At 64.5% G+C, this 22,492-nt stretch carries 28 protein-coding genes and 1 pseudogene; 11 read left to right on the top strand and 18 right to left on the bottom strand.

The window, feature by feature from the left end; translation table 11 throughout:
- Positions 1 to 7: 7 nt before the first annotated feature.
- Positions 8 to 937: a CobW family GTP-binding protein gene (locus ACYVG8_RS13065; protein WP_028499327.1), complete on the bottom strand. Its 930-nt coding sequence runs from the start codon at positions 935 to 937 to the stop codon at positions 8 to 10.
- Positions 934 to 1,368, bottom strand: coding sequence for a transcriptional repressor (locus ACYVG8_RS13060; protein WP_028499328.1), 435 nt, complete (start codon positions 1,366 to 1,368; stop codon positions 934 to 936). The genes ACYVG8_RS13065 and ACYVG8_RS13060 overlap by 4 nt, the downstream gene beginning before the upstream one ends.
- Positions 1,369 to 1,484: 116 nt before the next feature.
- Between ACYVG8_RS13060 and ACYVG8_RS13055 the strand changes: the two genes are divergently transcribed.
- The 6 genes and pseudogenes from ACYVG8_RS13055 (at position 1,485) to ACYVG8_RS13030 (ending at position 5,883) form a co-directional block, all read left to right on the top strand.
- Complete coding sequence (locus ACYVG8_RS13055; RefSeq protein WP_051528871.1) at positions 1,485 to 1,829, top strand: DUF4870 family protein; 345 nt, start codon at positions 1,485 to 1,487, stop codon at positions 1,827 to 1,829.
- A 136-nt stretch (positions 1,830 to 1,965) separates the two neighbouring features.
- Positions 1,966 to 2,421: a c-type cytochrome gene (locus ACYVG8_RS13050; protein WP_028499330.1), complete on the top strand. Its 456-nt coding sequence runs from the start codon at positions 1,966 to 1,968 to the stop codon at positions 2,419 to 2,421.
- 186 nt (positions 2,422 to 2,607) lie between these two features.
- Complete coding sequence (locus ACYVG8_RS13045; protein WP_036386015.1) at positions 2,608 to 3,066, top strand: c-type cytochrome; 459 nt, start codon at positions 2,608 to 2,610, stop codon at positions 3,064 to 3,066.
- Between the two features lie 103 nt (positions 3,067 to 3,169).
- Entirely contained in the window at positions 3,170 to 3,979 is an 810-nt protein-coding gene (locus tag ACYVG8_RS13040; RefSeq protein WP_460746002.1) for an alpha/beta hydrolase, read from the top strand.
- A 142-nt stretch (positions 3,980 to 4,121) separates the two neighbouring features.
- Positions 4,122 to 4,415: pseudogene (locus tag ACYVG8_RS13035) on the top strand (DUF3579 domain-containing protein); the annotation flags it as partial.
- Positions 4,416 to 4,788: 373 nt separating this feature from the next.
- Positions 4,789 to 5,883: a porin gene (locus ACYVG8_RS13030; protein ID WP_028499333.1), complete on the top strand. Its 1,095-nt coding sequence runs from the start codon at positions 4,789 to 4,791 to the stop codon at positions 5,881 to 5,883.
- Positions 5,884 to 5,956: 73 nt separating this feature from the next.
- On the opposite strand, the gene map is transcribed toward ACYVG8_RS13030, so the two are convergent.
- The 16 genes from map to ACYVG8_RS12950 form a co-directional block, all read right to left on the bottom strand.
- Positions 5,957 to 6,877, bottom strand: coding sequence for a type I methionyl aminopeptidase (gene map, locus ACYVG8_RS13025; RefSeq protein ID WP_373280116.1), 921 nt, complete (start codon positions 6,875 to 6,877; stop codon positions 5,957 to 5,959).
- Positions 6,819 to 7,196 (bottom strand): holo-ACP synthase, encoded by a 378-nt coding sequence (acpS, locus tag ACYVG8_RS13020; RefSeq protein ID WP_028499335.1) that lies wholly within the window; start codon positions 7,194 to 7,196, stop codon positions 6,819 to 6,821. Before acpS ends, map begins: the two co-directional genes overlap by 59 nt.
- Entirely contained in the window at positions 7,193 to 7,927 is a 735-nt protein-coding gene (gene pdxJ / locus ACYVG8_RS13015; protein ID WP_028499336.1) for a pyridoxine 5'-phosphate synthase, read from the bottom strand. The genes acpS and pdxJ overlap by 4 nt, the downstream gene beginning before the upstream one ends.
- 77 nt (positions 7,928 to 8,004) lie before the next feature.
- A complete protein-coding gene (gene recO, locus ACYVG8_RS13010; protein WP_028499337.1) occupies positions 8,005 to 8,724 on the bottom strand; it encodes a DNA repair protein RecO in 720 nt (239 codons plus the stop codon).
- A gap of 33 nt (positions 8,725 to 8,757) precedes the next feature.
- Positions 8,758 to 9,663 carry a GTPase Era gene (gene era, locus ACYVG8_RS13005; RefSeq protein WP_107889952.1) on the bottom strand — a complete coding sequence of 302 codons (906 nt, stop codon included), beginning with the start codon at positions 9,661 to 9,663 and terminating at the stop codon, positions 8,758 to 8,760.
- A gap of 4 nt (positions 9,664 to 9,667) precedes the next feature.
- Entirely contained in the window at positions 9,668 to 10,381 is a 714-nt protein-coding gene (gene rnc / locus ACYVG8_RS13000) for a ribonuclease III (protein ID WP_051528872.1), read from the bottom strand.
- Positions 10,382 to 10,533: 152 nt separating this feature from the next.
- Positions 10,534 to 11,496 carry a signal peptidase I gene (gene lepB, locus ACYVG8_RS12995; protein ID WP_028499340.1) on the bottom strand — a complete coding sequence of 321 codons (963 nt, stop codon included), beginning with the start codon at positions 11,494 to 11,496 and terminating at the stop codon, positions 10,534 to 10,536.
- 63 nt (positions 11,497 to 11,559) lie between these two features.
- Positions 11,560 to 13,353 carry a translation elongation factor 4 gene (lepA, locus tag ACYVG8_RS12990; RefSeq protein WP_028499341.1) on the bottom strand — a complete coding sequence of 598 codons (1,794 nt, stop codon included), beginning with the start codon at positions 13,351 to 13,353 and terminating at the stop codon, positions 11,560 to 11,562.
- A 68-nt stretch (positions 13,354 to 13,421) separates the two neighbouring features.
- Entirely contained in the window at positions 13,422 to 13,667 is a 246-nt protein-coding gene (locus ACYVG8_RS12985) for a glutaredoxin family protein (RefSeq protein ID WP_028499342.1), read from the bottom strand.
- Positions 13,664 to 15,079 (bottom strand): DegQ family serine endoprotease, encoded by a 1,416-nt coding sequence (locus tag ACYVG8_RS12980; protein ID WP_460745996.1) that lies wholly within the window; start codon positions 15,077 to 15,079, stop codon positions 13,664 to 13,666. The genes ACYVG8_RS12985 and ACYVG8_RS12980 overlap by 4 nt, the downstream gene beginning before the upstream one ends.
- Before the next feature lie 63 nt (positions 15,080 to 15,142).
- The gene (locus tag ACYVG8_RS12975; RefSeq protein WP_028499344.1) at positions 15,143 to 15,613 is read right to left on the bottom strand and encodes a SoxR reducing system RseC family protein; all 471 of its coding nucleotides are present in this window, start codon (positions 15,611 to 15,613) and stop codon (positions 15,143 to 15,145) included.
- Positions 15,610 to 16,569: a MucB/RseB C-terminal domain-containing protein gene (locus ACYVG8_RS12970; RefSeq protein WP_107889954.1), complete on the bottom strand. Its 960-nt coding sequence runs from the start codon at positions 16,567 to 16,569 to the stop codon at positions 15,610 to 15,612. Before ACYVG8_RS12970 ends, ACYVG8_RS12975 begins: the two co-directional genes overlap by 4 nt.
- Entirely contained in the window at positions 16,566 to 17,069 is a 504-nt protein-coding gene (locus ACYVG8_RS12965; RefSeq protein ID WP_028499346.1) for a sigma-E factor negative regulatory protein, read from the bottom strand. The genes ACYVG8_RS12970 and ACYVG8_RS12965 overlap by 4 nt, the downstream gene beginning before the upstream one ends.
- 6 nt (positions 17,070 to 17,075) lie before the next feature.
- The gene (gene rpoE, locus ACYVG8_RS12960) at positions 17,076 to 17,675 is read right to left on the bottom strand and encodes an RNA polymerase sigma factor RpoE (RefSeq protein ID WP_028499347.1); all 600 of its coding nucleotides are present in this window, start codon (positions 17,673 to 17,675) and stop codon (positions 17,076 to 17,078) included.
- A 183-nt stretch (positions 17,676 to 17,858) separates the two neighbouring features.
- Positions 17,859 to 18,275, bottom strand: a complete 417-nt coding sequence (locus ACYVG8_RS12955; protein ID WP_028499348.1) for a hypothetical protein — start codon at positions 18,273 to 18,275, stop codon at positions 17,859 to 17,861.
- The gene (locus ACYVG8_RS12950; RefSeq protein WP_308417833.1) at positions 18,253 to 18,822 is read right to left on the bottom strand and encodes a thioesterase family protein; all 570 of its coding nucleotides are present in this window, start codon (positions 18,820 to 18,822) and stop codon (positions 18,253 to 18,255) included. Before ACYVG8_RS12950 ends, ACYVG8_RS12955 begins: the two co-directional genes overlap by 23 nt.
- A 112-nt stretch (positions 18,823 to 18,934) precedes the next feature.
- Between ACYVG8_RS12950 and ACYVG8_RS12945 the strand changes: the two genes are divergently transcribed.
- The 5 genes from ACYVG8_RS12945 to trpC all read left to right on the top strand — a co-directional run bounded on the left by ACYVG8_RS12945 (position 18,935) and on the right by trpC (position 22,480).
- A complete protein-coding gene (locus ACYVG8_RS12945) occupies positions 18,935 to 19,399 on the top strand; it encodes a universal stress protein (protein ID WP_028499349.1) in 465 nt (154 codons plus the stop codon).
- Positions 19,400 to 19,516: 117 nt separating this feature from the next.
- Positions 19,517 to 20,074 carry a ribosome biogenesis factor YjgA gene (gene yjgA, locus ACYVG8_RS12940; RefSeq protein WP_028499350.1) on the top strand — a complete coding sequence of 186 codons (558 nt, stop codon included), beginning with the start codon at positions 19,517 to 19,519 and terminating at the stop codon, positions 20,072 to 20,074.
- Positions 20,052 to 20,660 (top strand): molybdopterin adenylyltransferase, encoded by a 609-nt coding sequence (mog, locus tag ACYVG8_RS12935; RefSeq protein ID WP_028499351.1) that lies wholly within the window; start codon positions 20,052 to 20,054, stop codon positions 20,658 to 20,660. Before yjgA ends, mog begins: the two co-directional genes overlap by 23 nt.
- A 25-nt stretch (positions 20,661 to 20,685) precedes the next feature.
- Complete coding sequence (locus tag ACYVG8_RS12930) at positions 20,686 to 21,639, top strand: YheT family hydrolase (RefSeq protein WP_107889956.1); 954 nt, start codon at positions 20,686 to 20,688, stop codon at positions 21,637 to 21,639.
- A gap of 49 nt (positions 21,640 to 21,688) precedes the next feature.
- Positions 21,689 to 22,480, top strand: a complete 792-nt coding sequence (gene trpC / locus ACYVG8_RS12925; RefSeq protein ID WP_028499353.1) for an indole-3-glycerol phosphate synthase TrpC — start codon at positions 21,689 to 21,691, stop codon at positions 22,478 to 22,480.
- Positions 22,481 to 22,492 lie beyond the last annotated feature (12 nt).

Raw genomic sequence — 22,492 nt, 5'->3', positions numbered from 1 at the left:
ACAGGGATCAGGCGGCGATGATGCAGGCCGCCAGCGCATCGGTCAGGGTGTCGGGCGCATCCTGCGGCGCGATCAGTTCAAAGCGGCTTTCGCGGCGCCAGGCGACGGTCTGCGCGCCCCAGACGCCCTCGACCCAGTTGAACCACGCATAGTCGCGGCCGAGGTTCATCACCGCCTTGGCGCGCACCAGGCCGGGTACCTGTCCGGTGATGCGGTCGAAGACTGCGCACAGCCGGTCGGCATCGAACACGACGTCGGCCGGCCAGGTCACGCCGCTGGTGACGAAGCCGCTGTCCGGCGTATCGCGTCTGACGCGATAGCGGCCGGCCGGCCGGGCCGGCAGATCGAGCAGCGACAGGTCGATGGCGCCATGGTCAGCCTGAACCACGGCGGTCTTCGGCGGGAACAGATCGGCGGTCTGGGCACGGAAGCGGGTCATCACCCCGTCATCGGCCAGATCGCACTTGGTGGCGACCAGCACGTCAGCGCAGGCGACCTGGTCACCGTAGATCGGGTGGTTGCGATAGTTGAGTACAACGAACTGGCGCGGATCGACCAGGGTCAGCGTTGCCTGCACGTCCAGTGCGTCGCCCAGCGGCGCACGGCGCAGGTCGTCGACCAGATTGGATGCATGGGCCAGTCCGCTGGCCTCGATCAGCAGCCGGGCCGGCCGCCGTTCGCGGATCAGCCTGACCACGGTCGTCGTCAGCTGCGGGCCGGTCACGCAGCACAGGCAGCCGCCAGCGATTTCGCGCACGTCCATGCCGTCGCGATCGCCGAGCACGGCGCCATCGATGCCGATGTCGCCGAACTCGTTGACGATCACGCCCCAGATTTCGTCGACCGGCTTCTGTTCAAGCAGTTTCAGGATGGTGCTGGTCTTGCCGGTACCGAGAAAGCCGGTAATCAGGTTGACCGGGGTACGGGTCGGGTTCATGCGCGGCACTCCCGGCAACGACCGGACAGCATCACGTCATCGCGACGCGGGGCAAAACCGGCCTCCGAGGCCGCTGCGCGCAGTGCAACCAGCGCCGGACTGCCATCCAGCTCCGTGACCCCACCACAGGCCTCGCACACCAGCAGCAGGCTCTCGTGCGGGCAGTCGAAGTGATGGCAGACGATGTAACCGTTCAGGGCCTCGACCCGGTGCAGCAGGCCCTGGTCGACCAGAAACTCCAGCGCACGGTAGACCGTCGGCGGCGCGACCTGGCCGCGTTCGGTCTGCAGGTCCGCCAGCAGATCGTAGGCCTTGACCACGCCTTCGCGTGCCAGCGCCAGTTCCAGCACGCGGCGCCGGGTATCGGTCAGGCGGGCACCGTGGGCGACGCAATGGCGGTCGGCAGCCAGCAGAAAATCGGGATGCGGCACGACAACTCCAGCAGCAGGGAAAGTGAAAACCGGACGAATGTTACTTTATAACATCACCATCGGCAATCCCGGGGCTGTGGTAGGGTTTCATTTTTCATGGCATCCCGGAGTTCTCCATGACCGACTTGCAGATTCACCGCCCGGGTGACGACTCGCTGCGCACGCTGACCCTGGTCGTCTACGGCCTGTACGGGTTGTCGCTGTTTATCGGCGTCACCGCCATCGTTGCCATCGTCGTCAATTACATCAAGCGCGAGGATGTCGCCGGCACCCTGTACGAGAGCCACTTCCGCTGGCAGATGCGCACATTCTGGTTTTCCGTACTGTGGGGCGTGCTGGCCGGGCTGACTTTCTGGTTCGGCCTTGGCCTGGTCATCGGCGGCGTGGCCTGGATCTGGTACATCTACCGGGTGGTCAAGGGCTTCCTGTTCCTGAACGACAACAAGCCGATGCCGTACTGAGCCGCTCCCGCCCCATGCGGAATGCGCGTGACCGCGCTCATTCCCATGGCGGGCGCATGGATTTAAGTCAGCGTTAACTCCCCACCCGCTAAATAGCCCGGACACTCTTTTTTTCACGCTTCCAGGAGCTCCTCACATGAACAAGCCGCTTACGCTTGCCGCCATTCTGCTGGCTGGCCTCAGCCTGACCGCCCACGCAGCCACCGCCGCCCCCGCCAAGGACCCGATCCAGGCGCGCAAGCACGTGTTCAAGGAATACAAGAAGTCGTTCGGCGCCATGGGCGACATGGTCAAGGGCAAGACCGCCTGGAACAAGGACGAGTTCGCCAAGTACGCCGCCAATATGGAAACCCTGTCGAGCCAGCCGTGGCAGTACTTCCCGGCCGGCAGCGACAAGGGCAAGACCGAAGCCCGTGCGGAAATCTGGACCAAGCCGGCCGAGTTCAAGAAGCAGGCCGACAGCCATCAGGCCAAGATTGCCGAACTGGCCAAGGTTGCCGCCACCGCCACCACGCTGGCCGACGTGAAGCCGGCCTTCGGCGCCGCAGGCCAGACCTGTAAGGCTTGCCACGACCAGTTCAAGAAGGACTGAGTCTCCGCCCTGCTCACGACAGCGTCGGCACCGGCGCCTCTGCAACTGCCGGCGCCCACCTTGATGAGCAGTCTGATGCCGCCCCACGGGGCGGCATTTCGCTTCCGGGCTCATGGCAGATGAAAAAAGCCGCGACCCGGTCCATAATCCGCCGTCGTTTTGATTCCGCCCTGCGCCGAAGAACTCATGAAGCCGTCCCTGTCTGTCTGCCTTGCCGCCCTTGTCGCCCTGAGCGCCTGTTCCAGTGAAAAACCGCAGGACCCCGAAACCCGCGACCGGGTACAGGCGTTCAAGTCGGTATTGAACACCTTCGAGCCGCTGGGGCTGATGGTCCGCGAGAAGCAGCCGTTCGATCCGATCCGCTTCGCCGAGCTGGCCGCGCAGCTGAAGGACGAATCACGCAAGCCTTTCGCCCACTTCTCCACCGCCCCGACCGGCAGCAGCAAGGCCCGTCCGGAAATCTGGAGCGAGCCGGCCCGTTTCGCCAAAGCCCGCGACACCTTCTACCAGCACGCCGACCAGCTGGCGGCAGTGACCGCCGGCAAGCCGGCACTGAAGCTCGCCGATGTCAGCCCGGCCTATGGCCAGCTGGCGCAAAGCTGCAAGAGCTGCCATGACGCTTTCCGCCGCACCGTGACCGAGTGATCGTCGGGCGCCACCGCGCACGACAACATCCTTTTCACACTCCTGCTTGGCAAGTCACCGCCATGCCATCACCATAGCCCCTCACGACACGACAGCGCCTGCCATGACCCCTCCCCTGAAGCTGGAACTGATTTCCCGTCTGCCGGCAGCCGCCGACACGCGACCGCCGCTGCTGTTCGTTCACGGCGCCTACTCCAGCGCCTGGGTCTGGGACGAGTTCTGGCTGCCCTGGTTTGCCGCCAACGGCTGGAGCGCGCATGCGCTGAGCCTGGAAGGGCATGGCGACAGCGATGGTCACAGCTGGCTCGCCGCCATCGGCATCGACGACTACGTGCGCAATGTGGCGCAGATCGCCACCACGCTGCCGGCACCACCGGTGCTGATCGGCCATTCGATGGGCGGGTATGTGATCCAGCGCTATCTGGAACAGGGCCATCCGGCGGCCGGTGTGGCCATGCTGGCATCGGTACCGCCGACCGGCATGACCCATGCCTCGCTGGCCATGCTGTGGCACACCCCCGACCTGCTGGCTGCCGTGCAGTTGTTCCAGAGCGGCCCTGATTATCATCCGAGCCTCGGCAAGGCAAAGGAATTGCTGTTCAGTGCCGATATGCCGGATGAGCGGCTCGCGCAGTGGCTGGGACGCTTCCAGCCGGAATCGATGCGCGCCGTGTTCGACATGATGCTTGTCGGCATCCTGTCACTGCCGCCGATGCATGACCGCCTGCCGGCGCTTGTGATGGGCGGTGCCGACGACCGCATTATCGGCAGCACCGACCTGCTGGCAACCGCCACCCACTTCGGGGTGGCGGCGGAAATCCTGCCCGGCACCGGCCACATGCTGATGCTGGATACGCGGGAACGCGCAGCGGCCCAGCGCCTGCTGGAGTGGCTGCACACCCGATTCAGTTGAGACCGGCGCCGGCAGCGGGCGCAAATGCGGCAGCGCAACACGGACGATGCTTGGGTCGCGCTCCCGCTTCAAGTAAAATCGCCATGCGCAACTTTTTGATCGAGCGCAAAAAATAAGAGGGCTTGCCAGTCCGCCTGGCCACATCATGATCTGCAATCCGTACGAAATCGTCATCCAGGGCATTACCAACGAGGGCAGGACTTTCCGTCCCAGCGACTGGGCCGAGCGTCTGTCCGGCATTCTGGCCTCGTTCGAATCCGACCAGAAAAAACTCGAATACCATGCTTACGTCCGGCCGCTGCTGCTGGAAAACGTCCGCTGCGTCGCCGTGGACAAGAAGCTGGAGAAAATCGACCCGCGCGTGTTCCAGTTTCTGATGTCGTTCGCCCGCGACAACGATCTGCGGGTGATCGACTGCCGCCAGTTGATCGACGAGGTGTACCCGAGCCGCTTCCTGGCCTGACCCGACTGCGGCGAAAAAACAACACCAGCCGGGCTTTGCCCGGTTTTTTGTTGTTTTATCCGTCGCGCTGCCGGCACCAGGGCTGCGCTCAGGGCGGCATGAAAGCCATGCATGCCGCCCTGCAGAATTTACGCCATCAGCATCCCGCCTTCATGTTGCGCTGCAAGAAAGCAACATAAAACAAACCCATCCTAATTTTCTGTTGTTTTATGACAACATAAATCCCCTGAAACACGCTGCATGCAACAGTTTTGTCATCCGAATGCCATACCCCCACGGTATAGTCACCGGCACGTCGTCAACGAACGATGGACAAGATTCAAGACCCCAGTGGAGTGATGCTTTGATGAACAAGAAACTGATTGCCGCCGCCCTCGCCGGCGCATTTGCTGCCCCGGTCGCCATGGCCGATACGACTATCTACGGCTTCATCAGCGCGGGCGTGGAATACGTTCAGGCTACCGGTGCCAAGAACAACACGACCGGCGCGACCCTGCCGGATGCCCAGCAGTACAAGGGCCGCATTCGCATCCAGAACGAAAACTCCCGCATCGGCTTCAAGGGCGGCGAAGATCTGGGCAACGGTCTCAAGGCGGTATGGCAGGTTGAACAAGGCCTGTCGGTTGATGGTGACACCACCTCGAACTGGGCAACCCGCAACTCGTTCGTTGGCCTGCAAGGTGGCTTCGGCGAAGTACGCCTCGGCCGTCATGATGATGCATACAAGGTTATCGGCGACAGCGTTGGCCTGAACATCATGACCAACACCTCGGCCGACAACGCCTGGAGCAAGGACACCACCTTCGGCCGCGCCGGTGCGCGTCGCGCCAATACCGCCTTGTATCTGTCGCCGGTATTCAGCGGCGTCCAGTTTGCAGCCAGCTACTCGGCAGACGAAGACCGCACCTACGTGGGTGAAGATCGCACGGATGCCAGCGTGTACGGCGCCGCCGTCAAGTACTCGGCAAACGGCCTGACCGCTTCGCTGGGTTACAACCACGCCACCGACCGCAGCAACTTCACCAACTCGCTGACGCCGACGATCATTGTCGACAACAAGCTCGACGGCTACCTGGCCGCGGTCAGCTACAAGTTTGGCAATGCCATGCTCGGCGCCGGCTACGAATATGTCGACTACGATACCTACAATCAGGACAGCTGGACCCTGGTCGGTGGCTACCAGTTCGGCGCCTTTGGCCTGAAGGCTTCGTACACGATGGTCGGCAAGGCTGACGGCAAGACCAACGGTGGCGACTACAAGGCCAACCAGTGGGTGCTGGGTGCAACCTACGACCTGTCCAAGCGTACGCAGATCCTTGCCTACGCCACCCAGATCGACAACAAGAAGGCTGCCACTGCCAACTTCGGCGTGAACAACCCGACGATCGCTGCCGGTGCCGACCCGCAAGCCTACGGCCTGGCGCTGAAGCACTCGTTCTGACCGGACTTTCCGGCCGGTAACGCAAACGGGCAGCTTTCGCTGCCCGTTTTTCATTGCCGCTGTCGCGTCTCGTTCAGAACACCGGACGCGGCGGCGTGCCGGCCGAGACCGTCAGCACCTCATGGCCGTCTTCAGTCACCAGGATCGTGTGTTCCCACTGCGCCGAAAGGCTGCGATCCTTGGTCTCCACGGTCCAGCCGTCCGGCTTGATGCGGATATGGCGCTTGCCGGCGTTCAGCATCGGTTCGATGGTGAAGATCATGCCGGGCAGGATTTCCACGCCGGTACCGGGCTGACCATAATGCAGCACCTGCGGGTCTTCGTGAAACTTCTCGCCGACGCCATGGCCGCAGAACTCCTGGACGATGGTGTAGCCGGCGTTCTCGGCATGACGCTGGATCACATGGCCGATATCGCCAAGGTGAATGCCCGGGCGGACGATGTCGATGCCCTTCCACATGCATTCATAGGTAATGTCGCTGAGCCGTTTCGCCTGCGGCGTGACCTTGTTGCCGATCAGGAACATGCGGCTGGTATCGCCATGCCAGCCATCCTTGATCACGGTGATGTCGATATTCATCACGTCGCCGTTCTTCAGCACCCTGTCTCCGGGGATGCCGTGGCAGATCACCTGGTTGACCGACGTGCAGATCGACTTCGGATACGGCGTGCCGCCGTCCGGCGCGTAGTTCAGCGGCGCCGGAATCGTGCCCTGCACCTGGGTCATGTACTCGTGGCACAGGCGGTCGAGTTCGCCGGTGGTGACACCGGGCTGGACGAACGGGGTGATGTAGTCGAGAACTTCGGACGCGAGTCTGCAGGCGACACGCATCTTGGCGATGTCGTCGCCCTGCTTGATGACAATGCTCATGGCGGAAAACTTGTTCTGTGTCAAACCATGAATGGTATCACGTCCGGCGGCGGTCGGCCGCCGCTCACCCTTCCAGCACGACAAAGGCCGAGCACAGGCTGCGTTCGTCGCTGATCGACAGATGGGTACGGCGGATGCCGCGCGCGGTCAGCCACGCGGCCAGTACCGGCTCGAATGCCAGTTCCGGCTTGCCAAGCGCATCGTGACCGATGCGGATGGCGGTCAGCAGAACCGGCGCACGCACGCCGGTGCCGACGGCTTTGGCAAACGCTTCCTTGGCAGCGAAGCGTTTGGCCAGAAAGCGCGCCGGCAGCGCCGCACGCGCCCATTCGTCGCGTTCCTCCGGTGCGAGGATGCGCTGGCCCGCGCGCGCGCCATGCCGCGCCAGCAGCGCGTCGAAACGGACAATCTCGACCAGGTCGGTCCCGATGCCGACAATCATCGCGCGTCGTGCCGGCCTTCGAGCATCAGCGTCTTCATCTCGCGCACTGCCGGCGCCAGCCCGGTCATCAGCGCCTGGGCAATGATGGCGTGGCCGATATTGAGTTCGCGGATTTCGCGGATGGCCGCGATCGGTTTGACGTTGTGGTAGTTCAGCCCGTGGCCGGCGTTGACCACCAGACCCAGCTCGTCGCCATACAGCGCGGCATGACGGATGCGGACCAGTTCGGCCTGATGGACCGCCTCGCCCTCGGCATCGGCGTAGCGGCCGGTATGCAGCTCGATCACCGTGGCGCCGGTTTCCTGTGCGGCCTTGATCTGTTCGTCGTCGGGATCGATAAACAGCGACACGCGGGTGCCGTTGGCCTGCAGCTGGCGGGTGTAGTGGCGGATGGTCTCGAAGTAGCGGATCACGTCCAGCCCGCCCTCGGTGGTCAGTTCCTCGCGCTTTTCCGGCACCAGACAGACGTCCTGCGGGGCGACCCGCAGTGCGTTGTCGAGCATTTCGTCGGTCAGCGCCATTTCGAGATTCATGCGCGTCTTGATCGAGGCGCGGATCACGGCCAGATCGGCATCGCGGATATGGCGGCGGTCTTCGCGCAGATGCAGGGTGATCAGGTCGGCGCCGGCCGTCTCGGCGACCAGGGCCGCCTCGACCGGACTCGGATAGCGGGTACCGCGGGCGTTGCGAAGCGTGGCGACGTGGTCGATGTTGACACCGAGGAGAAGCATGTTGCGGTCCCGGACAGGATTGGATGACGGCCCCGATTGTACCGAAGCCGGGCGACGTTTTCGATCCACCCGCCGGCTCAGTCGCCGAGCGCGGTGACTTCGTTCAGCAGCAGCCGGGTGGCCAGTTCGGTCTCGCCGAGGATATGGCCCAGCAAATGCCGGTTCAGCTGCCGCGCTTCGCGCAGCACGCGCGGATCGGAGAAGGTTTCCACCGCCAGCGCCAGCAGCGTCGCGCCGCTGATGCGACAACCGGCGTCGCCATCCAGACAGGCGCCCTCGCCGGCCACGAAGCCGTATTCGGCCTCCGGGTCCAGCGGCTGGCCGTCGCGGTCGGCATCCAGCTGCGGCGCATAGCCGAGCGCGGCGATCAGCCGCAGCTCGAAGCGGCGCAGCGCCGGCGCCAGCCGGGCATCGGCAGCGGCCAGTTCGCGTACCGTCGCCGCATAGTCGGCATACACCGTTTCATGCGGGTCCTCGCGCGCCAGCAGCTTCAGCAACAGCTCGTTCAGGTAGAAACCGGCCATCAGCCGGCCGCCCGCCAGTTGCGGCAGCCCGCCCAGCCAGTCGGCGTCGGCCAGGGTCTTGACCTCGCCCTTGCCGAACCAGCCGATTTCCAGCGGTGCAAACGGCAGCAGCACGCCACGGATTGCCGCCCGCGGGCGGCGGGCGCCGCGTGCCACCAGCCCGAGCCGGCCGTAGTCGCGCGTCAGCACTTCGACCAGCAGGCTGGTTTCCTTGTACGGCATGGCATGCAGTACATAGGCCGGCTGGCGGGTGACTTTTCCCGGACTGGACATGGTGTCAGCCACTGACGGAACGGCGGGGCACGATCAGAGTTCGAACTGCTTGAGGAAGCGGACGTCGTCGGCCCAGCCGCCCTTGACCTTGACCCAGACCTGCAGGAACACCTTGCCGTCGAACAGCCGTTCCATGTCCATCCGCGCCTCGGTCGAGATCTTCTTCAGCTTTTCGCCGTTCTTGCCGATGACGATCGCTTTCTGTCCCGGCTTGTCGACCAGCACCTGTACGTGGATGCGACGCATCGCACCGTCAAGCTCGAAGGCCTCGGTCTCGACGTTCATCGCGTACGGCAGTTCCTCGCCGAGGTAGCGGAACAGCTTTTCGCGCACGATTTCGGCGGCGAGGAAGCGTTCGTTCTTGTCGGTGACCATGTCGATCGGGTACAGCGGCACGCCGACCGGCAGGTGCGGCGTGATCAGGTCCATCAGTTCGTCCAGCCGCTGACCATGCTTGGCGCTGACCGGAATGATGTCGACGAACGGATGCGCTTCGCTGATCTTGACCAGGAAGCCGGCCATTTCCGCCTTGTCCTTCAGCTGGTCGGCCTTGTTGATCACGCAGATCACCGGCCGGTGTTTCGGCAGCAGCGCCATGACTTCGAGATCGGCCGGACCGAACTTGCCGGCCTCGAGCACGAACAGCACGCAATCGACGTCGGACAGCGTGCTGCGCACGCTCTGGTTCAGCGCATCGTTCAGCGCATTGCGGTGGCGGGTCTGGAAGCCCGGGGTGTCGACGAAGATGTACTGCACGTCCCGGCGCGTCTCGATGCCGGTCACCCGCAGCCGCGTGGTCTGTGCCTTTTCCGACGTGATCGAGATTTTCTGTCCGATCATGTGGTTCATCAGCGTCGACTTGCCGACGTTCGGGCGGCCGACAATCGCGACGAAACCGCAGCGGAAGTTGTCGGGCAGGTTTTCAGTAAGATCGGTCATGCGGTCACAGTTTGTGTCGGGGTTTGGCGGCATCATCGTGCGCGGCGATCAGGTCGAGCGCACGTTCGGCCGCGAGTTGCTCGGCGGCGCGGCGGCTGGCGCCCTCGCCGCGGCTGGCAATGCCAAGGGCAGGAATGTCGCAGGCCACGTCGAAGTGCGACAGGTGGGCGTCGCCGGTCTGGTTGACGATCCGGTAGGCCGGCAGTGGCAGGCGCCTTGCCTGCAGCACTTCCTGCAGATGGGTCTTGGCATCCTTCGCCTGCCGGTTCAGGTCGATGCCGGCGATGCGCGACGCATACAGCCGGCGGACCACGCCCTCGGCGGCGGCAAAGCCGGCGTCGACGCTGACCGCGGCAAACAGCGCTTCCATCGCGTCGGCGAGAATGGACGGCCGGTCGTGGCCGCCGCTCTTGCGCTCGCCGTCGCCGAGGAACAGGCAGTCGCCCATGTTCAGCTCGCGCGCGATTTCGGCCAGCGTGCTCTGGTTGACCAGATTGGCGCGCAGCCGCGACAGCTTGCCTTCCGGCAGTTCCGGAAAACTGTCGAACAGCATGCGTGCCACGGTGTAGTTGAGGATGCCGTCACCGACGAATTCCAGCCGCTCATTGTTCGGCTGCCCATAGCTGCGATGGGTCAGCGCTTCCTTGAGCGGCGCCGTGTCGGAGAAGTCGTGGCCGATGCGTTGCGTCAGCCTGGTAATGGGTAAAGGTGTTTTCACAGCGTCGCAGAGGCGGCCGCGCAACGCGCGACCGGGGAAAGTCGGAGATCGCGCGGGCCGGGGCCCACGCGAGGAAAGATGGGCGCCGGGCGCCCGCTACGCTTCTATTCTACGCATCCCGGCGCGATACCGCAGTCCGCACGCCGCACGGATCAGTGGATCTTGCTGCCGACCCGGCCGAAATCGCCGAAGTTCATCCAGATCAGGAAGGCCTTGCCGACCAGCATATTGTCCGGCACGAAGCCCCAGTAACGGCTGTCGTCACTGTTGTCGCGGTTGTCGCCCATGGCGAAGTACTGCCCGGCCGGCACCTTGCAGACAAAACCGTCATCGTCGTAGTTGCAGTTCTCGCGCCCCGGGAACGAACGCACGGCCGCCAGGTACAGGGTCGGCGAATTTTCGACCCTGGCCACGTCGTATTCCTTGCTGCCGAAGGTTTCGCGGTAGCGCTGGGTGGCCACGAACTGCAGATTGCTTTCGCTGTACTCGTAGCTGCCGACCGGCTTGTCGGTAACCGGCTTGCCGTTCACCAGCAACTGCTTGTTGCGGTATTCGACGGTATCCCCCGGCAGGCCGATGATGCGCTTGATGAAGTTGACCTGCGGGTTCGGCGGGAAGTTGAACACCACCACGTCACCGTGCTGCACCGTGCCGACCGGCACCAGCACATTGTTGAGCACCGGTGTGCGGATGCCGTAGGCAAACTTGTTGACCAGAATGAAGTCGCCGACCACCAGGCCCGGCCGCATCGACGATGACGGGATCTGGAACGGTTCGACCAGGAAGGAGCGCAGCACGAACACGGCGAGGATGACCGGGAAGAATCCGCGGGCATACTCGATCCAGGACGGTTCCAGCTGTTCGGCCGGGCGCGATTTCACCAGCACGAAGCGGTTCAGTGCGGCAATCAGGCCGGTCACCAGCACGAAGACCAGCATGACCGCGGTAAAGCTCATGAACTGGGCCAGCAGTCCGAACACGCCGATGACCAGCGCCAGGTAGCCAGTCTGGTTCAGGATCGGCTGATCCTTGTCTTCCGGCTTCTTTTTCGGTGCCGCCAGTATCAGCACGATGCCGAGTACGAGCAGCACGGCGAAAATCCACAGCCAGTTCATTGTTTTTCCTTCCGGTTTTTTTATTCGGGGCGACGGGAAGCCGGCCGCGGCCGGCTTCGGGCCTTACTTGTCGCTGACCTGCAGGATGGCGAGGAACGCTTCCTGCGGAATCTCGACATTGCCGACCTGCTTCATGCGCTTCTTGCCGGCCTTCTGCTTCTCCAGCAGCTTCTTCTTGCGGGTGATGTCACCGCCGTAGCACTTGGCCAGCACGTTCTTGCGCAGCGCCTTGACCGTCTCGCGGGCAATGATGTTGTTGCCGATCGCCGCCTGCACCGCAATGTCGAACATCTGGCGCGGAATCAGCTCGCGCATCTTCGACACCAGCTCGCGGCCACGGTAGATCGCGTTCTGGCGGTGGACGATCAGGCTCAGCGCATCGACCTTTTCACCATTGACCATCACGTCGAGCTTGACCAGGTCGGCCGCCTGGAATTCCTTGAACTCGTAGTCCAGCGACGCATAGCCGCGACTGGTCGACTTCAGCTTGTCGAAGAAGTCCATCACCACTTCGTTCATCGGCATTTCGTAGGTCAGCATCACCTGCCGGCCCATATACTGCATGTTGCGTTGCACGCCGCGCTTCTGGTTGCACAGCGTCATCACCGCGCCGACATAGTCCTGCGGCACCAGGATGGTCGAGGTGATGATCGGCTCGCGAATCTCGTCGACCTTGCTCAGGTCGGGCAGCTTGGACGGGTTGGCCACTTCGACCACCGTGCCATCCTTCAGCAGCAGTTCGTACTCCACCGTCGGCGCGGTGGTGATCAGGTCCATGTCGAACTCGCGTTCGAGACGTTCCTGGACGATTTCCAGATGCAGCAGGCCGAGGAAGCCGCAGCGGAAGCCGAAGCCCAGCGCCTGCGAGACTTCCGGCTCGAAGTTCAGCGACGCGTCGTTCAGCTGGAGCTTGTCCAGCGCATCGCGCAGCGACTCGTAGTCATGGCTTTCGACCGGATACAGCCCGGCGAACACCTGCGACTTCACTTCCTTGAAACCCGGCAGCGCGGCGGCGGCCGGACGCGAGGTCAGGGTGATGGTGTCGCCGACCTTGGCCGACTTCAGTTCCTTGATGCCGGCGATGACGAAACCGACCTCACCCGCACTCAGCTGGGTCCGCTGCACCGACTTCGGCGTAAACACGCCGACCTGCTCGCACAGGTGCTCGGCGCCGGTGGCCATGAACCTGATCTTGTCCTTCGGCTTCAGTGCGCCGTCGATCACCCGCACCAGCATGACCACGCCCACGTAGTTGTCGAACCACGAGTCGACGATCAGCGCCTTCAGCGGCGCGGTCGGGTCGCCGGTCGGCGCCGGGATGCGCCGGACCACGACTTCGAGGATGTCCTCGATGCCGATGCCGGACTTGGCCGAGGCGCGCACGGCATCGATCGCCTCGATGCCGATGATGTCCTCGATTTCCTGGCTGACGCGTTCGGGTTCGGCGGCCGGCAGGTCGATCTTGTTCAGCACCGGCACCACTTCGACCCCGAGGTCGATCGCGGTATAGCAGTTGGCGACAGTCTGCGCCTCGACCCCCTGTGACGCGTCGACCACCAGCAGCGCGCCTTCGCAGGCGGACAGCGAGCGCGAGACTTCATAGCTGAAGTCGACGTGCCCCGGGGTGTCGATCAGGTTCAGGTTGTACACCTGGCCGTCACGCGCCTTGTAGGTCAGCGACGCGGTCTGCGCCTTGATGGTGATGCCCCGCTCTTTCTCGATGTCCATCGAGTCGAGCACCTGTGCGGACATCTCCCGCATGTCGAGGCCGCCGCAGAACTGGATGAACCGGTCGGCGAGCGTGGATTTGCCATGGTCGATATGGGCAATGATCGAAAAATTGCGGATGTGCTTCATTCGTTCCTGCAAGCAATAAAGAAGGGCGCACGTCGCGCCCTACTGGAGTTCGGAATATCGCGCGGATTCTACCCGAATTCCGCGAGACAGGCAGCGAGCTTGGCCTGATCGAAATGCCAGTGGCAGACTTCGCGCCCGTCCGGACCGCACAGGACCGGCACCAGCTCGTCATACTTGTCCACCAGCGCCGGGTCGTCATCGACCTCGATCACGGTCAGTTCGACCGCCCCGCGTTCCACATACGGCGCCAGTGCCGCGCGCATGGCGTGGCACAGGCTGCAGTATTCGCGGAAATACAGTGTCAGCCGGGTCACGGCTTGCTGATCGGCAGTGCCAGGAACAGCGTCGCGCCATTGCGCACGATGCGCAGCGGCAGCGCCGAACCGGACGGCGCACTGTCGACGCGGCCCTTCAGCTGCGCGAACGAGGTCAGATTGTCATTGCCGATGCCGACAATGGCATCGCCCGGCACCAGGCCGGCCCGGGCGGCCGCCCCGGTCGCACGCTGGACGACCAGCGCGAAGCGCACGCCGAGATGTCCGAGCAGGGCCGGCGGCGCATCGGCCAGCACCAGTCCGAGCGAGGTGACCGGCTGGCTCTTCGGCGCGGCTTCGCGCGGCCTGGCCGGTGCACGTTCGGCCTGGGTATCGTCGCTTTCCCTCAGCTCGTCCGGCACCACGGTCACGCTCTGCGCACCGCGGTTGCGCCACACCTCGACTGCCGTTGCCTGGCCCGGCTTGATGCTGCCGATCAGCCGCGGCAGGTCCGAGGTCGAATTGATGGCCGAGCCGTTGACCTTCAGGATGATGTCGCCGGCCTTCAGGCCGGCCTTTTCGGCCGGACCGCCGGGCTCGACCGCATTGACCAGGGCGCCGGACGCACGCGGCAGGCCGAACGAGGCCGCCAGTTCCTTGGTCAGTTCCTGGATCTGCACGCCGATGCGGCCGCGACTGACCCGGCCCGAGGCCTTCAGCTGGTCGGAGACCTTGACCGCCACATCGATCGGGATGGCGAAGCTGATGCCCATGAAGCCGCCGGAGCGGCTGTAGATCTGCGAGTTGATGCCGACCACCTGCCCCTGCATGTTGAACAGCGGGCCCCCGGAGTTGCCCGGATTCACCGCCACGTCGGTCTGGATGAACGGCACATAGTTTTCATCCGGCAGCTGGCGGCCCTTGGCCGATACGATGCCGGCGGTCACCGAGTTGTCGAAGCCGAACGGCGAGCCGATCGCCACCACCCACTCACCGACTTCCAGCGACGAGGGGTCGCCAAGATCGATGACCGGCAGGTCCTTGCCGTCGATCTTCAGCAGTGCCACGTCGGTGCGGGCGTCGGCGCCGACCAGCCTGGCCTTGTAGCTGCGCTTGTCGGTCAGCGTGACGGTGATCTCGTCGGCACGGGCCACCACGTGTGCGTTGGTCATGATGTAGCCGTCCGGCGACAGAATGAAGCCCGAGCCGAGCGAGGCGGCCTGGAACTCGCGCTGTTGCGGCGGGGCAAAGCGGCGGAAGAACTCGAAGAACGGGTCGCCTGCCATGTCGTCCGGTATCGGGCTGACATTCTGGCGCACGGTCTGCCTGGTGGAGATGTTGACGACCGCCCTGCCCTCTTTCTTCACCAGCTGGGTGAAGTCCGGCAGGTTGGCGAGCGATGCGGCCAGCACCGGCGCCTGGCCAAGCGCCAGCCCCAGCGCCAGAGAAACGGCGACAATCGATTTTTTCATCGTTAGGAATCCCCCTGAATGCGTAACGGTCGCGCCCGGTCAATGCCCGGCGCGGCAAGAATGCTATGTTTTATTGTGCCCGGAACAGTGGCCGCCGGCACAGGCGGCGCGGCGGCGAACAATGGCCGGCTGGTAGTCGGCCCGTCCGGCGTATCTGGTGGCAAGGCGACGAATGATCAACAGCGACAAGGCAAAAGCCGCCGCGCCGCCGACGACGGACGCGGTCTCGCCCGCCAGCGCCCCCAGCGACGCACCGGCAAACAGGGCCGCCACCGGCACCAGGTACATCAGCAGCGAGCCGTGCAGCAGCGCGCGCTCGGCCACGGCGACGATCACCTTGTCGCCGGCCTGCGCGCCGACCGGGTTCGCGACCCGGTAATGCTGGCGGCCGACGGAAAACAGCCGCGAAATCGACACGGAGTGGCAACCGCCGCTGCCGGCGCACGCGCCGCAACTGCCGTGCGGCCGGGTTTCGACCCACGCATGGGCGCCGTCATGCTCGACGGACAGGACGCTGGCTTCGGTTTCTATCATGGGCGGAGCAGGATGATGGAGTGGGAAACGGACTGGACGGCATTATCCGGCAGATCGCCGACCACGGTCACCAGGATATCGCCCATCTTGCGACTGCGCAGGGTAATGGCGCCGTTCTGCATCGCCGTCGGCTGGACCGCGTCCGGCACCCGCTCGATAAAGACCGACAGCGAGGCGACGCCGTCGCTGTACACCAGGTGCCTGACCGCCTGCTGGCCGGACAGCAGGCGACGGCTGACGTCGCGCTGCAGGGAAAAGCCTTCGGGCAGGCCCGGAATCTGGATGCCGCGACCGCCATCGCCCCGGTCGCCGGCGGCAACCGGCATCCGCCAGACGGCGCCGTCGCGGTATTGCGGCTGCAACTGGCCGAGGTCGCCCAGCTTGCCCAGTTTCAGCTCACTGAAGCTCAGCCGGTCGATGATCTGGCGGTCTGCCGTCAGGATGGCCGATTTCAGGATCAGCGAAGTGCGGATGTCGGCACAGAAACGACGCGGATAGCGCTGCGCATCGCGCGGCGTCAGCTGCCACCAGACACAGTCGCGCCCGGCAGCCCGGTCCTTGCCGATGCGCTCGACCGCATAGTGGCGGGCGATCTCGGCCCGGTTGTCGCCGAACAGCGACGGAAAGGTCTGGAACGCGCCGGTCCGGGCCGCCTTCAGCGCCTGACGGTCCGGTGCGTAGACGGTCAGCGACTGGTTGTCGCGCACCACCTCCCACGGCGGATCATCCAGCGACTCGCGTTTTTCCAGCGGATTGCCCAGGCCGGAAGCGTGGGCCAGCCGATAGGTCATCAGGCTGCGCGCATACTGGTGCTGATAGATGCCGCTGTACGACTGGCGATAGGCAGCAGCGGCCACACGGTCGAGCAGTGCGACCGCCTGCTTTCCGCCCAGCGGTACCGCCGCCGCGCAGACCGGCACCACAAGAACGCACAAAGCGGCACGCCAGCCGCTCATGGCTTCCCCTCCGTCGCCATGGCGACGGTCTGGATACCGGATTCGAATGCAAGCTCATGGTGGGCGGCGATATACGGATTGGCATCGCCAGCGGTCGCCAGCGGTCGCGCCACCGGCATGACCGTCGCCGGCCCGCCGTCAGCCACTTTCAGCGGGATCTTGCCGGTATCCGGGCTATCGGAGTCGAGCGGGCTCCAGCCAATGATGCCGGCCAGGAGCAGGCTGGCGGCCACGGCCCAGCCGGCATAGCGGTGCGAGCGCCGCACCTGCCGGCCCGACACCGGTGCCGCAACCGGCGCGTCCTCTGCCAGTCGCTGACGCACGCGGTCGGCCACGTCGACATCGAGGCAGCGCGATTGGCGCATGGCGTCGCCGATTACATGCCAGCACTGCCAGTCATCACACCGCTCGGATGCGCCGTCCGGGTCATTCCAGGGCACAGTGCCCTTGCCGTCCGGCCATTCTCCATCGAGAAACGCGGATAACTGTTGTTTGTCCATCTTGATTCACCACCTTTTGTTCTTCGGTGTATCCAGTAATGGCTTGAGCTGGGCCGCGATCGCTTCCCGTGCGCGGAAAATGCGGGAACGCACTGTCCCCACCGGGCACTGCATGGCCACGGCAATATCTTCGTACGACAATCCCTCGAGTTCCCGCAAGGTAATGGCCGTCCGCAACTCTTCGGGCAGCGCTTCAACCGCCGCATTGACAGTGGCGATAATCTGCCGCGATGCCATTTCGGTTTCCGGCGTGTTGTTGTCGGCAATCTGTCCGGCCGGATCGTACGGTTCCCCGTCCTCATCGTGATTGTCCGTGTGCAGCACGACGTGCCGGCCACTGACGCTCAGGTGATTCTTGGCGGTATTGATGCCGATACGGTACAGCCAGGTATAGAACGCGCTGTCGCCGCGGAAATTGGCCAGTGCGCGATACGCCTTGACGAAGGCCTCCTGGGTGACATCCTCGATTTCAGCCGGGTCGCGTATGAAGCGCGACAGCAGTCTCGCCAGCCTGCGCTGGTACTTGAGCACGAGCAAGTCGAATGCATGCCGGTCCCCGCGCTGCGCCCGCCGGACCAGCTCCAGATCCGCATCCCTTTCGCTCATGTGTTGAACAACCCCCTGTGCGGCCGCAATGCCACTGTCTGAGTGTAGCTTCCGCCCGGGCCCTGCTCTGCCAGCAGCGACCGGCGGGAGACCCCACCCGTATCAGGGGTACCTGTTGCCATGGACAGGCGACAGGGGCGGAAGTTCGGCAGCAACGGCAGTTTTTTTGTCAGCGCTGCCAGGTCAGGAGCGAACGAACTCGCCCTCGATATTGGCCAGCGTCAGGTTCCAGCTTCGCATCATGTGCTGCAGCAAGGCCACTTCGCCGTCGCCCATCGCCTCGTCCGCCTTGCACAGGTCGATGGCCAGCGCGCACACCAGCACGCGCAGGTGGCGTTCGGTCACATCTTCGAGCAGGCGGTCGACGCGCTGGCGGTCGATCAGGTGGATGGCGCCATCCTGGTCGGCGTCATCGCTGATGTCGTTGCAGTAGGTCCGGAACACGTCAATGAACTGCTTGCGTCCAATGCCGACGAGGTCATAGACATGCAACTGGTCGAGGACGTCGAATTCGTGATCGTGCGCCTCGCCGTCGCCCAGCATGAACATGGTCAGCAGGCGGGCGATGGCCTCCGGGCTATTCGGTGGGTAATCCCTCATGACGTTCTCCATCGGTATCGGTTGTCGGCTGGAAGCGGGAGACGAAGGCGGAGGGGGCGCGGGCAACCTTGCGCGCCTGATAGTCGAAGAACACGATCCCGGTCTTGACCCTGGCGATCTCGGTGCCATCACGCTTGCGCACCATCGCATACAGCAGGTCACAGCCATATTTGTTGAAATCCGCCACGGCCACGCTGACGACGAGTTCGTCACCGTGGAAGGCTTCGGCACGATACACCACTGCGGCATCGCTCATGATGATCCCGCAGCCATGAACGTCCATTTCCGTGTGGCCGAGCGATTTCAGGAAGCGCAGCCGCGCCTCGTGCGCCAGGCGCAGCACGGCATCATTGCCCATGTGGCCACCATAGTTGATGTCGCCGATGCCGATGGTCAGCGTGGTGGAGAACGGGAAATGCGACGGCAATTCGATGGACAGACGCGACATGATGGCCAGATACGCGATAAAGTTCGATCGAGTGTATTCACTACCCTGCGCCAAATCAATCAGTGCCAATGGTGCGGCGCGATACACTGCGCCGGTCATGGCGGCGCCGGTTCGCGGACATTTTTTGCGTTCGCGGCAACGGCAAGCCACTAGCTGCACATTTGGTGACGGCAGAAGTCTATAGTTTAGAAACCCCCGGATAGGAGAGATCATGTACAAGCGACTCTATGTACCGGTCGACGACAGCAATACGGCCCGGCGCGCACTGGAAGAAGCCTCGCGCTTTGCCCGGGAAAGCGGCGCCAGCCTGAAAGTGGTCCATGTGGTCGACCTGGCCCAGTACGGCTGGGGCGGCGCGGAATTTCTTGATGCGACCGAGTTGCAAAAGAATATTCGCGAAGCCGGCGAACATGTACTCAAGGACGCGATCGAGGTGCTGGCCGAACATGGCGCCAGTTGCGAGACGGCAATGCTGGAAAGCTGGGGCGACAAGATCGCCGAAGTGCTGATCGAGGACGCGAAGAAGTGGAACGCCGACCTGATCGTGATGGGCACGCATGGCTGGGGCGAGATCATGACCCTGATCATGGGCAGCGTCGCCGAGGGCGTCATGCGCCGGACCGAGATCCCGGTCATGCTGCTGCGCGGCCGTCCCGAGGACATCAAGAAGGCCTGATGCCGCCGGCCCCGGGACGCGGGGTCGCGCGCGCAATGGCCGGCGTCTGCTAGAATCCGGCCTGATTCCCCTGCCGGCCTCTGCGCCGGCCTTGTCATTTCCGCCGAGAGCCAGTCCTTGAAAGCCACCCCCGATAACGACGACGACCTGATTCCTTCCAAATCGCAGATCAAGCGCGAGATGGACGAATTGCAGGAACTCGGCCAGGCGCTGACGGAGCTGTCGCGCGACACGCTCAAGCACCTGGTGCTGCCCGACGACCTGCGCAGCGCCGTCGTCGAGTACAAACGCCTCAATGCGCACGGCGCCCAGCGCCGCCAGCGCCAGTACATCGGCAGGATCATGCGCAATGTCGATCCCGAGCCGATCCGCATCCAGCTTGCCACCCTGCGCGGTGAAAACACCCATCACAACAACTGGCTGCACGGCATCGAACGCCAGCGCGACCGGCTGCTGGCCGACGACAAGGTGCTGTCCGAACTGGTCGCCGAGCACCCGGGCTGCGATGTACAGCAGTTGCGCACGCTGATCCGCAATGCCCGCCGCGAGCAGGCCGAGAGCCGGCCGCCAAAATCGTTCCGCGAACTGTTCCAGGCGCTGAAGGCGCTGTATCCGGAACCGCCGCTGGTCAACTACAAGCAGGAGCGCGACGGTGACGACGACGAGGACGCCTGAACCGGTCCGCATCGGCCTGGTGTCGGTCAGCGACCGCGCCAGCCAGGGCGTCTACGAAGACAAGGGCATCCCTGCGCTGCGTGACTGGCTCGCCGCCGCGCTGTGCAATCCGGTCGAGTTCGAGACCCGGCTGATTCCCGATGAACAGCCGCTGATCGAGGCCGCGCTGATCGACCTGGTCGACAATGCCGCTTGCGACCTGGTGCTGACCACCGGTGGCACCGGTCCGGCCCCGCGCGATGTGACCCCGGACGCAACGCTGGCCATCGGCGAGCGCGAAATGCCCGGTTTCGGCGAACAGATGCGCCAGATCAGCCTGCGCTTCGTGCCGACGGCGATCCTGTCGCGGCAGACGGCCGTCATCCGCGGCCGCGCGCTGGTCCTGAACCTGCCCGGTCAGCCGAAGTCGATCCGCGAAACGCTGGAAGGCCTGCGCGATGCGGACGGCCACAGCGTGGTGCCCGGCATCTTCGCCGCCATCCCGTACTGCCTCGACCTGATCGGTGGTCCGTACCTGGAAACCCGCGACGATATCGTCAGGGCATTCCGGCCAAAATCGGCCCTCCGCCCGGCCGGCACCGCCTGAACCGGCCCTGTTCCTGCCCTGCCGCATGCCACGCTATCGCCCGCCCCGCTGGTTGCCTGAAGGCCACAGCCAGACCATCTGGCCGGCCCTGGTGCTGAAAGATCGCCATCCGCATTACCGCCGCGAACTGTGGGACACGCCGGACGGCGGTCGCATCGCACTCGATTTTACCGATGCGGCCAGCCCGGACGCTCCGCTGGTCGTGCTGTTCCATGGGCTGGAAGGCTCCAGCGCCAGCCACTACGCCAGCGCGCTGATGCGTCGGGTGCGGGCGCGCGGCTGGCATGGCGTGGTGCCGCATTTCCGCGGCTGCGGTGGCGTGGACAATCCGCTGCCGCGTGCTTATCACGCTGGCGACTCGGCCGAGATCGCCTGGATTCTCGACCGGCTCGCCGCCCGTCACGCCACGGTCTACACCGCTGGCGTCAGCCTCGGCGGCAACATGCTGCTGAAATACCTCGGCGAGGCCGGCCACCACGCCATCCCGGCCGCGGCTGCCGGCATCAGCGTGCCGGTGGACCTGCACGCGGCCAGCGAAAATCTTGACCGCGGTTTTTCCCGCGCCGTGTACACCGGCATGTTCCTGAAGACCCTGAAGCGGACCAGCCGCATCACGCTGGCACGCTATCCGGACCTGTTCGACCGCCAGCGCATGGAACACAGCCGCACCTTCAGCGACTTCGACGATGCGGTCACCGCACCGCTGCACGGCTTTGCCGGCGCCCTCGATTACTGGACCCGTTCCAGCAGCAAGCCGCTGCTGAAGGACATCGGCCGGCCGACCCTGCTGCTGAACGCGCGCAACGATCCGTTCATGCCGGCGCGCGCGCTGCCGGCCGAACACGACGTCAGCCGCTGGGTCTGTCGCGAATTTCCCGAACATGGCGGCCATGTCGGCTTCGTCTGCGGCCGCTTTCCGGGTAACATCGACTGGTTGCCGGAACGGTTACTGGATTTCTTCCAGCAAAACGGCGGGTAAGCCCTACCGCGCGCTCCGGCCAGTCCGCCCACGCCCACGAAACGTTCCCATGTCCGATATCCTCGCCCGCATCCTCGATACCAAACAGACCGAAGTCGCTGCCGCCCGCCAGGCACGCCCGCTCGAATCGCTCCGCCGCGATGCCGAAAGCCGTGGCGACATCCGCGACTTTGTCGATGCGCTGCGCTCGAAGCATGCTGCCGGCGCGGCCGGCGTCATTGCCGAGATCAAGAAGGCCAGCCCGTCCCGGGGCATTATCCGCGCGGATTTCGATCCGGCCGATATCGCCGCCAGCTATGCCGGCCATGGTGCGGCCTGCCTGTCGGTCCTGACCGATCGTGATTATTTCCAGGGCCTGCCGGCCTACCTCGAAGCCGCCCGCGCTGCCTGCTCGCTGCCGGTACTGCGCAAGGACTTCATGGTCGACAGCTACCAGCTGTATGAAGCGCGCGCGATGGGCGCCGATTGCGTGCTGCTGATCGCCGCCGCACTCGACGATGTGCAACTGCGCGACTTCGAAGCCGTGGCCGCCGGCCTCGGCATGGCAGTGCTGGTCGAAGTGCACGACGCGGCCGAACTCGACCGCGCGCTGCGTCTCGACACGCCGCTGATCGGCGTCAACAACCGCAACCTCCATACCTTCGACGTCAGCCTCGATACCACGCTGGCCCTGCTGCCGACCCTGCTGGCGGAACGGCGCATTCCGGTCAGCGAAAGCGGCATTGCCACGGTCGACGACGTACAGCGGCTGCGTGCGGCCCATGTCCAGACCTTCCTGGTCGGCGAAGCCTTCATGCGCGAAGCGTCGCCCGGCGCCGCACTGGCCGGCCTGTTCGCCTGACGACAGCAGGGC

Source organism: Microvirgula curvata (genome assembly GCF_054781615.1).
This window is presented reverse-complemented; position numbering and strand designations above follow the sequence as displayed.